11 protein-coding genes are annotated in these 11,333 nt (G+C 41.9%); 9 read left to right on the forward strand and 2 right to left on the reverse strand.

All coding sequences use genetic code 11. The features are described from left to right. Nucleotides 1-54 precede the first annotated feature (54 nt). Nucleotides 55-810, reverse strand: a complete 756-nt coding sequence (gene cobS / locus AC5JMF_RS23760) for an adenosylcobinamide-GDP ribazoletransferase (protein ID WP_495798170.1) — start codon at nucleotides 808-810, stop codon at nucleotides 55-57. 450 nt (nucleotides 811-1,260) lie between these two features. Here cobS and AC5JMF_RS23765 point away from each other — a divergent pair, with 450 nt between their 5' ends. From AC5JMF_RS23765 to psbM, 8 genes are all read left to right on the forward strand, one after another. Continuing rightward, on the forward strand, nucleotides 1,261-1,713 hold the full coding sequence (locus AC5JMF_RS23765) for a hypothetical protein (protein WP_495798171.1): 453 nt from the start codon (nucleotides 1,261-1,263) through the stop codon (nucleotides 1,711-1,713). Nucleotides 1,714-2,193: 480 nt separating this feature from the next. Continuing rightward, entirely contained in the window at nucleotides 2,194-4,536 is a 2,343-nt protein-coding gene (locus tag AC5JMF_RS23770; RefSeq protein ID WP_495798172.1) for an eCIS core domain-containing protein, read from the forward strand. 409 nt (nucleotides 4,537-4,945) lie between these two features. Then, on the forward strand, nucleotides 4,946-5,233 hold the full coding sequence (locus AC5JMF_RS23775; RefSeq protein ID WP_495798173.1) for a type II toxin-antitoxin system Phd/YefM family antitoxin: 288 nt from the start codon (nucleotides 4,946-4,948) through the stop codon (nucleotides 5,231-5,233). Then, nucleotides 5,217-5,561, forward strand: a complete 345-nt coding sequence (locus AC5JMF_RS23780; protein WP_495798174.1) for a type II toxin-antitoxin system RelE/ParE family toxin — start codon at nucleotides 5,217-5,219, stop codon at nucleotides 5,559-5,561. Before AC5JMF_RS23775 ends, AC5JMF_RS23780 begins: the two co-directional genes overlap by 17 nt. Before the next feature lie 582 nt (nucleotides 5,562-6,143). Then, the gene (gene tgt / locus AC5JMF_RS23785) at nucleotides 6,144-7,247 is read left to right on the forward strand and encodes a tRNA guanosine(34) transglycosylase Tgt (RefSeq protein WP_495798175.1); all 1,104 of its coding nucleotides are present in this window, start codon (nucleotides 6,144-6,146) and stop codon (nucleotides 7,245-7,247) included. Between the two features lie 356 nt (nucleotides 7,248-7,603). Beyond that, complete coding sequence (locus AC5JMF_RS23790) at nucleotides 7,604-7,741, forward strand: photosystem II reaction center protein K (protein ID WP_495798176.1); 138 nt, start codon at nucleotides 7,604-7,606, stop codon at nucleotides 7,739-7,741. Nucleotides 7,742-7,925: 184 nt separating this feature from the next. Further along, the gene (locus tag AC5JMF_RS23795) at nucleotides 7,926-8,222 is read left to right on the forward strand and encodes a 2Fe-2S iron-sulfur cluster-binding protein (RefSeq protein ID WP_495798177.1); all 297 of its coding nucleotides are present in this window, start codon (nucleotides 7,926-7,928) and stop codon (nucleotides 8,220-8,222) included. Nucleotides 8,223-8,399: 177 nt separating this feature from the next. Then, entirely contained in the window at nucleotides 8,400-8,516 is a 117-nt protein-coding gene (gene psbM / locus AC5JMF_RS23800; RefSeq protein WP_271731637.1) for a photosystem II reaction center protein PsbM, read from the forward strand. A gap of 80 nt (nucleotides 8,517-8,596) precedes the next feature. Here psbM and AC5JMF_RS23805 read toward each other — a convergent pair whose 3' ends face one another. Further along, the gene (locus AC5JMF_RS23805) at nucleotides 8,597-9,448 is read right to left on the reverse strand and encodes a universal stress protein (protein WP_495798178.1); all 852 of its coding nucleotides are present in this window, start codon (nucleotides 9,446-9,448) and stop codon (nucleotides 8,597-8,599) included. 476 nt (nucleotides 9,449-9,924) lie between these two features. On the opposite strand from AC5JMF_RS23805, the gene coaBC reads away from it, so the two are divergent. After that, nucleotides 9,925-11,151 (forward strand): bifunctional phosphopantothenoylcysteine decarboxylase/phosphopantothenate--cysteine ligase CoaBC, encoded by a 1,227-nt coding sequence (gene coaBC / locus AC5JMF_RS23810; protein ID WP_495798179.1) that lies wholly within the window; start codon nucleotides 9,925-9,927, stop codon nucleotides 11,149-11,151. The last annotated feature ends 182 nt before the right edge of the window (nucleotides 11,152-11,333 follow it).

An 11,333-nucleotide genomic window follows, 5' to 3' on the forward strand; every position in this document is an offset into this window, starting at 1 on the left:
TAGCTTCGCTTAGAGCGACACAGGAGCGTCGCGTCATTACGAATTACGAATTACCTAAAAAGCAGTTAGCACGCACAGAAACAAGGCTTCAGTCCATTCGACGACTGCGCCATATGTATCTCCGGTATGTCCGCCTAGTTTGTGGTTGAACCACGCGCCAGTTGAGGTGGCGATCGCACTTCCAGCTATAATCATGCCCAGCGCTAACAATAAGCGCTGTTGATTGATCAACAACAGCAAACCACTCAAACCGATCATGAGTAAAAATCCTGGTAACAAATCTTTACCAGAACGAATCGCTTGTTTGTGAAATACGCCTTTACCAGTGGGTTTGAGATACGGATATCGCCAAATCGCTATCTGTTGTCCCCACCGTCCCCAGCCACAAGCCGCCATCAATAACAACCAGCGGTTTTCGGTCATATCTGTTAAGGCTGCTGTTTTAAGTAATATTAAGGCGATCGCAGCCATTGCTCCAAACGCACCAGTGGCACTATCTGCCATTACCTCTAGCCGCCGTTCTTTTTCACCCACTGCCAAACCATCCGCAGTATCCATCGCTCCATCTAAATGTAATCCCCCAGTCATCATTATCCAAATAGCCACTACTAAAGCACTACGAGTTAGTATCGGCACTCCCAGATAATTCATTACCGTATCAAATAACCCTAAAATTCCCCCAATTACTATGCCTACAATTGGGGCAAGCAGTGCTACACCCCGAAAGTCTAAGCCGTGAAAAAATGGTAGCGGGATAGCAGTGTAAAATATTACGCTTGCTGCCAAATCTAACAGTAGTTTTTTCCACACTGTTTTTTAGTCATATAAGTCACGTATAGGAATCCGATTTGATGACTGAACATACTTAGGTAGGGAAGGAACAGGAAACACTTCTCCTGTCCCCTGTTCCTTTTGATTGTAAGTAACTGATAGTTTCAGCATAAGTAATGATAGCTGATTTTAAAACTTTAGATAAGTTTTACTTTTAGAAAGGATTAAGCTTAAAAATTTTGTTATGCTGTACCAAGTCATAAATAAAATATTTTGAGTATAAGTTTTGACAAAAAACACTCAATTAAAAAAGTTATCATTCAATTTAGATAAATTTTTGTACTGTGTTTTTCTGTTGAGAACTTATTAAGATTATTAGACGATCGCCCTACAAAATTGATATTTTTTTAGATGTAGGGAGTCAACGAGCTGTTAAATTAATTGATTAGCTGTGTTGTCACTCTCTTGAGCTTTAATCGCTACTTCCTTATGAGTCAACATCTACCCGACACCAGGATACCAGCTCCTTGCATTGTTAACACGGGCATTATCGTGAATAAGCTCGACATGCGACGGTTGCTAGCTGATTTAGGTCGAGTCCACTACATCTACACCCAAGAAGATAAGGTACTGAGTGAGGGTGAAGGGGATGTGATGGAAGTTTTTGCCAATCCGCAAAGGTCAACCCTAGTTGCTAACCATGCGCTCTATCTGAACGTTTACAGTTTTGATTACTTGGAACTCAAACAGTCCTCAGAACAAGAAACTTATATAGATTTGATGCAAGAAGGGGTGTGTTTGCGGCTGATTCCTCGCTCGACTCCTTTACAAGAGCGACGCGATCGCAGCTTGAATGTCAGTGCGATCGAAGCGATGATGGAACAAGTACTCTCAGCCCGATGGGATGCCGAATTTGACGACGACTGTTCTGATTCGTTTTAAGTAGCTCCGCTAGCAACTCTTGCGACGCTGAAAGCTGCAAAAAAGGTTTGTATGTAGTTGGGTTGTCTTCGCCTTCTTAACCACAAAATAAAAATTAAGTTTTTGAACATTATCAATAAATAATGTAGCACATGCTACATTATTTATTGTATGCATCTACCCAAAGATGGAAATTTTTCTACTAATCAAGCAAATAACTCTTTATTTTAATTACGAATTACGAATTACGAATTACGAATTCTTTAACGTTCCCTTCGTCAGCTTTGATAATTCAGTAACAAAGCTGTTACATACATAGCGATTTTCATCTCAGTGAATTACAAACTAATTGTAAAAGTAATTCATAAATTGCTCATACGGTGTAACTTGTTCACTGAAAATTTGCAACAAATCATAACCATTCCAAGTTACGAATAAATTTGGCATAAATTAAACTCTTTTTGCTCAATCACGAACTACTCAGGAAAGCGAGATGCAACTATGGCATTAGACAAAGCCCGAAAATCTCTTTTAAAAAATTCTCAAGCACCAGATAAGGTATCTCAGTTTGCATCTAAAAACTTTGGCATCCAAAGACAAAAAGCAGCACCTCAACATAAGTCGCAGCATCAAGTAGAAGATGATGCCTTCCAAGAGCAAAAATTTGAGGCAACCGGACTCCAACTACAGGCGAAATATGGCACGATTACGCCAGAGGGGCAAGAGCGCCTGGGTATATTGCAAGCCAAGATGGATGGATTATTGCATTCGAGATTGGAAAGAGCATCCCAGTTTGGTCACAATATAGCAAATATTTCATTGAAGCGACCTAACACCCAATTACCAATTCAAGCAAAATTAACTATCGGTGAACCTGGAGATAAGTTTGAGCAAGAGGCAGACAAAACAGCACCTCAAGTAGTACAACGAATTCATCAGCCTCAAACTCAGAAATTCCAACAACCGAAAATTCCCTACAAACGATTGCAAATGCAGCCGACGGTGCAGCGTGTGTCAGAGGGTGGTGTGGCTACTACATCTGATTTGGAAGCGTCGATACAACAAACACGAGGTAGTGGGCAACCGTTGGCGCAGAGCATCAAAGAGCCGATGGAACAGGCGTTTGGGACTGATTTTAGCGGTGTGAGAGTTCACACAGATTCGCACTCAAACGAGTTAAATCGGTCGATACAGGCAAAGGCATTTACGACAGGACAAAATGTGTTCTTTCGGCAGGGTGCATATGAGCCAGAAAGCCGTGGTGGACAGGAGTTGATTGCCCACGAGTTAACCCATGTCATTCAACAAAATGGTGGACAAAATTCAGATAGCACAACTGTACAATCTCAATCTAATGAAAGTGTAAATAATCCCTTGCAAATCAGTCGCAGTTCTGTTGATACTATACAACGCGCCGTTGGATTAGAAATTGAAATTCCAGTGCCAGTTGATAATTTAGCAAGCAGTGACGTGCAAGGTATTCAAGATAAAGTTACAGAGCTACACGACGTTCAAAATGAAGAAGACACAGCAATAAGTGACCTCACAAAATATGTAGGCAAAAGAGATCAAAGCAAGTTCCTTAAGCACTTGTGGTATAAACAAAAAGTTAAAAAGACTGGTAAAAAACTAGGTGCAAAGGGTCAAGAAAGAGCGAGTCTTAAGCAAGATATTGCAACTACTATTGGCACAAAAGGTAAAGCTAAGTACGGAACAATAGTACATGACAAAACCAATCAATTTAGATTAGATGTTGATCATGACGATCGCGTCAAAAATAGCAGCGATTGGCCCCCCCGTGAAGGTGGAGATGATTCATTATTAGAAATAGTGATGGATCCTCCTGCACAAACAAGAAAAGAATTTAAAGACACGATGGACGCAATAGAGGATATCGTTAATAAGATAGATACTGCTACAAATGGGTTAACAAAGAGAGAAGAATATCCTGGTGTTGACTTAATAAATGGTGTTGGCCCTTTAACATACGATGAAGATGTCTCCTATACCAAAAAAGATAGACACAACTATAAAGGAAGTATCCAAGCAAATGTGGGCATAGATTTGCGTCAATACAATCAATTAATTGATTGGTATGCCCAAGATCAAATCTCTGATGCTCCAGACTCGGCTACTGACAAAGAGAAGGGTATGTATGCACAAATTAAAGTGGATATGGCTAAAGCCGTAGACATAGCTCAGAAGATTACAGCCAAGTTTATGAGTATTGCGAACACACCTCAGAAACGAAAAGCTGCTGGTAATTTCAAAGGCTTAGAAGGCTGGGTAACTCATATGGCGCTTTATATGCAGCGAGGAGCAGCAAAAGATTTACGAGGAACGATTAAAAATGTGGTTCCCGTTTTGCTGAAAACTCCCAATGAAATTGCTAGCCACTATGGCATGACGGGTGCAGAAAAAAATTGGTTTAGAGGAAGTCGAAAGGGCATCATAGACAATATTTTGGATGAGATTGGCAGACCCGAAGACAAAGGTAAACCTTTAGATCAGATTTTAATCTTCCCTGAAAAAACAAAAGAGTTGGGGGATTCAGCAGCATACAACGTTGAATCATTGACCGACTTGGATTCTAAGGACGTGATGTTGGCAGGCAAACCAATTGATAAGCCGACAGGAGTCGGCAAGAAGCGAACAGGCGAAGCAGTTTCCGAACTCCCGGAAGTGCCTTCAGGTGAGATTGGAGGAGGAAAAAATACTAGAGGAGGAATGGTTGTGGAATTCCGCAATATTCCGGGTTTACATGAGGGTGTTGATAGTTGGAGAAAATTGGGTCTTCAGTTCTTTGATAAAGCAGAAGAATTAAACAAGAAACCTGGGACTTAGAGTGCGGATTCTTGCCTCTGGCTTTGATAAGTGGGGCGTAGACTTCAAAGTAGTCTTTCAGGATGGGATGAATCTGAATCTCTCGCGTGTCGCGTCCGCCCTTGGTGTTATAACTGCGAATAATCAACTTAGACCTCACGCCTGTAGGCGTGATCACATCGCCCTTGAGCAGGGTACAGGCTTCGTTGATTCTGGCTCCGGCATAGAGGCAGACACCTAACAGAGCGCGATCGCGTGGGTTGACAAAACCCTCACGAAACAGCAACGATATTTCTTCAGGTTTCAGTATTTCCGCTTGACCGAATCCGTTGATTTTCACTACCTTCAAGACTCAGCTGGGATATTACACTTTCTCAGCCTGATAGGTTATCATGAAATTTCATGAATATTTCATGTAGAGGGAACAGCCATGCTTGATGCACGAGAGATTTACCCCCTTTCAGACTTTCAACGCAATGCCAAGCACTTCATTGAACACTTACAGGAAAGCCATAAACCGATTGTTCTCACCGTCAACGGCAAGGCATCAGTGATCATCCAGGATGCGGCATCCTATCAAAAACTACTGGATGAGTTGGAACTAGCACACTCGGCTGCTATAATCCGGCAAGCGATGACAGAAGTTGCGGCTGGTAAAGACCGGGATGCGGTGGAAGCGCTGTCAGAATTGCGATTAAAGCATGACATACCGCGTTAGAATCACCCCAACAGCGTTAGCGGATGCTGAAGGTTTTTATGTATGGATCTCAAAGAATTCCCCCGGCAACGCTGCTCAGTGGTTCAATGGGTTATTTGGCGTGATTGATACGCTCAATATGATGCCTCAGCGCTGTCCGCTTGCGCCAGAAGCAAAAATTGTAGGGCAAGAAATCCGCTGCCTTCTCTACAAAAAGAGATACAAAATTTTGTATGGCATTGAGGGGGAAACCGTGATGATTTATCACATCCGGCACACGTCACAGCAGTGGATGACGCGAGAAGAATTTTTACAGCAGCCCTATGGGGATACTGGCGAAGAACAGTGATACATTCCTACTGGGTCGATGTTCTTATTATTCCCTGCTGCAACACTGCTGCCATAATGAACTATAGGTTAATTGGCACATTTTTTAACAGAATCACCGTGGTCGGTAGAATTATTAAAAAAGCGAAGATTAGAACTAATACTACGAGTATTAAATGAGCGATCGCTGAGAAAAAGTTAAACGAACCGCCTTAGACACGAAGTGGCTTCCCGCAGGGTAGAACGCCAAGGTAAGAGGATGGATAGAGAGTTCATATATCTCGCTAATGATTTAGCTTAACCAAAAAGAAGCCCCGCGCTCTAACGCTTCGTTGAGCGTCGGAATTGCTATTTTTGTGATAGTATATTTACGGCTACTACTTTTAAACAAAGTCGAAAATACTGGTTTGAAAGCAATAGTTGTAAACTCTAATAACGCTAACCAAACTATCAACATAAAGGCGCGTGGGACGCACGCCCTTAAAGCTCAGATAATGTCTTCGCGCGAAGAGTCTCTGAGAAGCCCGCGCTGTATGCGTAAGCATCAGAGTCGGGCGCGTCACGATGGCTATGTTAGCTGAAATATCAACAGGTTACTTTTGCTTTGAGTGCGGATTTTTCCTTTCAATGTCTGGCTCGCTGTAGTCAGACAAAGGCTAGAGTAGGGGTGTTTTTCACCCCTCACGGTCTTGTAGAAACTCCTAGATTTATGCCAGTGGGGACGCTGGCAAATGTCAAAACTATCACCCCAGCACAATTAAGAGATACTGGGGCACAAATGGTTTTATCTAATACTTACCATCTGCACCTCCAACCAGGGGAAACGATTGTAGCTGGAGGTGGAGGACTGCACAAGTTTATGGGCTGGAATGGGCCGATGCTCACTGATTCTGGCGGATTTCAGGTTTTTAGTTTAAGTGAAATGCGAAAAATTACGGAAGATGGTGTGACTTTTCGTTCGCCTCATGATGGACAAATTATTAATCTCACACCAGAACGCTCCATTGAGATTCAAAATACTCTTGGGGCAGATGTGATCATGGCATTTGATGAATGTCCACCTTATCCAGCCAGTCGCCAAGAGGTAGAAACTGCTACTCAACGGACTTATCGCTGGCTAGAACGTTGTATAACGGCTCATCAACGCCAAGATCAGGCGTTGTTTGGCATTGTGCAGGGAGGTGTATATTTAGATTTACGCTCTCAAGCGGCTGTGGCTTTGGCTAAGTTAGATTTACCTGGATATGCGATTGGTGGTGTGAGTGTGGGTGAACCAGCAGAGATGATGGCACAGATTGTTCAAGCGACAGCACCACTTTTGCCTCCAGAGAAGCCGCGTTACTTGATGGGTGTGGGTACTTATCGAGAAATGGCGATCGCGATCGCGTCTGGTGTAGACTTATTTGATTGCGTTATCCCCACCCGCTGGGCTAGACATGGAACAGCAATGGTACAGGGCGATCGCTGGAACTTGAAAAATGCTAAATTTCGTGAAGATTTTACACCATTAGATGAAACTTGCTCTTGCTACACCTGTCAAAACTTCAGCCGAGCCTACATATCGCATTTAGTGCGATCGCAAGAAATTTTAGCCTACACCTTACTGAGTATTCACAACATCACCGAATTAATTCGCTTCACCCAAAAAATGCGCCAAGCAATTTTAAGCGATCGCTTCACCGTAGAATTTGGACACTGGCTTAGCTAGGGAATGAGGGAAACGCGGGGGATTGCGATTGCGTCTGCAAGAGAGTTTTTACTTTGTCACAAACTCTCTTCTGGATGTATGACGAATCACCTTTTCTGGTAAACTAAGTATGATCTTGACCATCAATGCCATAAGCGAAAACCAAGCTAACAGGTATATGTTGCAAGAAAACCCTTCGACTATGCTCAGGGTAAAAAATTTGGGTCTTGGGAACCAGGACTCCTGCCCTTGAAGGGAATGTAAGACCAAAAAACTACGAAGTTCTGGAGGCTATTCCTGATGAATTGGGAAGCTCTGTCCGTCTGACGGCAGGGCAGTTCACGAAAGCTGTGTTGGATAGGTGGATTTAAACAAACATGGAAGCAACACTATTATTAGCAAAACTGCCGGAAGCTTACCAAATTTTTGACCCACTGGTAGATGTTCTCCCAGTCATTCCCGTATTCTTCTTGTTGCTTGCTTTTGTTTGGCAAGCAGCTGTGGGATTTAGGTAAGTTAATCTATTACCAAGTTTTAGGACAGGTAATGTACCTGTCCTATTTTTTTACGGTCTTATTTTTGCGAAACTTGATATTTCTTAATATTTTGCAATGAATTAATATAATAAGTAAGGTAGAAATCAAGCTAAATCAATACGAAGCTTTAAAAATCAGGCTTACAGTCAACGAGGAATCAGCTATGGGTAATATCAAATTTGTGAAAGAAGATAAGGAAATAATAGCGGCAGATGGTGCAAATCTCCGGCTAAAAGCTATGCAAAATGGCATTGATATATATACATTGATTGGCAAGATGACAAATTGCGGTGGCTATGGTCAGTGTGGCACTTGTGTTGTTGAAATTGTTGAAGGATTAGAAAATCTTTCTCCTCGTACAGATGTTGAGATGCGAAAATTCAAGAAAAAGCCAGAAAATTATCGCCTCGCCTGCCAAACCATAGTGAATGGCCCAGTCAGCGTAGTTACCAAACCCTGATCTTTCAACTTTATCTGACACTGCTTTTAATTTCATCAATCCGGTAATCAAAATACTTACCAAAATTGAGTTTCCTCATTTTGAATTTTGAATTTTGAACTTTGAATTGCTTAACTCTGTCATCGATGATGATATCCTAAATGTTGTTGGCTGGAAATTTAGAGAGGCTTTATTGCCATGCAAGTTAATGACTTAGGGTTCGTAGCGAGCATTTTGTTCGTACTAGTTCCCGCTGTGTTTTTAATCATTCTTTACATCCAAACTGCTAGCCGAGAAGGTGGAAAAGATAGTTAGGACGGTTTGCATAACATAAAAAACCCCTACACCGATGGTGCAGGGGTTTTTATTTATTAACCGCTAAATCTATTTTGAGTTTAAGCGACTGTCCGCGCTAACAGTACTGGACAAGACGCATTCACTCGCACATAATCAGATAAAGAAGAGCCTATTAGCCGATCTATATCAACAAAACTCTTAGCGATTGAAGGACGGCGATCTGGAGAACCAAGCAATAGTAAGTCTACATTTAATTCTTCTGCTAAGCGGCAAATTTCTTCACCTGGCTTACCACTACTGCTATAACACCGAGTTTGGATACCTTGCTTTTGGGTTTCTGCAACTGCTGCCGCTAAAACTGAATTTTTGTCTGGGAGAACCTCGTTAATTCCGGAAGATTTACCACCTAAATCTGTAGAAATATTCGCCAAAATTAACTGGCCGCCTGGAATATCTCGCAGCAAAAATATGGCCAAATTTAAGCAATTTTTTGCTGCATCAGAGTTATCTATCGCCACCATAATACGCTTAATTCTTTTGACATAAATGTCATCTTTTACCAGCAACATGGGGCGAGAAGACAATTGAAAAACATACTGACTAACTGAATTAGCCAAAATTGATTGCAGCCGTTTAAGCCCGCGAGAACCCATAATAATTAGGTCAGCATCAATCTCATCAGCTACTTTGCAAACTACATCTTTAGGATCACCTTGCCGTAAAATTGAAGAAACTTGGCTAGGGTCTAAATTCAAAGACTGAATAGCATTAGCTAAAATCTTACCACCTTCTTCCCATTTAGTTGTCATGGCAGTAGCTGTGCTTTGCCCTGAAACAACATGCAAAACTGTAACTTTTGCGCGTTGAATTGAAGGTAATTCTTTCAGCGTTTTGAGCATTTCTTCCGCATGTCCTAATCCAGAGACAGCCAGCAAAATTTTTTCTATCATCTTCCGTAATTAGTGCTAAGGTTGCATGGGTTTTCGCTGTTGGTACTTGGATGAGAGCGTATTTTCACCGCTTTGCTCAACAGCCTAGTCAGTAAATTAGCACCAATAAACTTTTGTCTTTAGTCTTAAGTACTCAACTAGATAACTAGGAACAAAAGACTAAATAAATATTTAAGTTTATTTGCACATCTTTACTCAAGTTTTTCAACTAGGCTTCTAATAATTAAGGATACTCTTAATATTGCCTGATAAACTTAACGAATTATTATATTAGTGATTATTTTTAATCTATGTTAAAGTTTTGTAATTATATAGGATTCTGATTTGATTGATGAACATACTTGTGTGGGGAGGGAACTCTTAACAGGGAACAGGAAAGAAGGAAGTTAGAGGTGTACTGATTTTTTCAAAAATCAAATACGAGTTTTATTACTTAAGATTTTTCTGATAAATCAATTCTCAAAGCGGTGATAGCATTGGCGCTTAATTCCACATCCCAAAATTCTCATGCCAAATCGAACAGGGTTCTAGTTGGTGTGGGTGGCGGTATTGCTGCCTACAAAGTTTGTGAAGTTGTATCAACGCTGTTTAAAGGTGGGGTGGAAGTTCGAGTCATCCTCACGCGTTCGGCACAAGAATTTATTACACCTCTGACTTTGGCAACTCTATCTCGACATCCTGCCTACACAGATAAAGACTTTTGGCAACCAACTCATTCTCGCCCATTGCACATTGAGTTAGGTGAATGGGCAGATGTAATGGTAATTGCCCCTCTGAGTGCGAATACATTAGCAAAGTTAGCCTATGGAATGGCTGATAATTTGCTTACCAATACTGTACTTGCTTCCACTTGTCCTGTGTTGTTAGCACCAGCGATGAATACAGATATGTGGGAACAACTCTCAGTACAGCGTAATTGGCAACAGGTGTTAACAGATTACCGATATCATAGTGTGGGAACATCATCGGGGTTGTTGGCGTGCGATCGCATCGGTGCTGGTAGACTAGCAGAACCTCTAGAGATTGTGACTTATATTCAATCTTTGTTACATACGCAGGGAACACGAGATTTAGCAGGTAAAAGAGTATTAATCAGTGCTGGAGGAACACGAGAATATCTTGACCCTGTGAGATTTATCGGCAATCCGTCCACAGGTAAAATGGGTTTGGCCTTGGCAGTGGCAGCACTACATCGAGGTGCAAGCGTCACTCTAGTGCGTGGCCCTGCTAGTTGGGATGTACCATTAGGAGTAAAAACAATTTCTGTTGTCAGTGCTAAACAGATGCACCAGACAATGCTAGAGTGCTTGCCCAACGCTGACGTAATTGTCATGTCGGCAGCAGTAGCAGATGTCAAACCTAGAGACTATAGTACAGAGAAATTACCCAAGCGATCGCTACCCCAAGCTTTACCTCTAGAACCTGTACCCGATATTGTTGCCCAACTAGCCCAACTCAAGCAACCACATCAAATATTAATCGGTTTTGCAGCACAAACAGGTGATATTGTCAAGCCAGCATTAGAAAAATTGCAAAATAAAAAATTAGATGCGATTGTAGCCAATCCCATCGATCAGCCCGATAGTGGATTTGGCAGCGATCAAAATCAAGCGATATTCTTAGATAGAAAAGGGCGAGAACAAGCGATCGCACCTTGTTCTAAATTAGCAATGGCGCATCAATTGTTTGATTTTGTAAAGTGAGGGAATGGGTAAATTTGTAATTCGTAATGACGCGACGCTCCTGTGTCGCTAACGCTAACGCTATCGAGGACTCGCTAACGCTGCGCTAACGTAATTCGTAATTCGTAATTAATTATTCTCCGCGTCTCCGCGTCTTCCCCAGTCCCCAGTCCCCAGTCCCCAGTCCCCAGTCCCCAGTCCCC

Source organism: Desmonostoc vinosum (assembly GCF_059505385.1).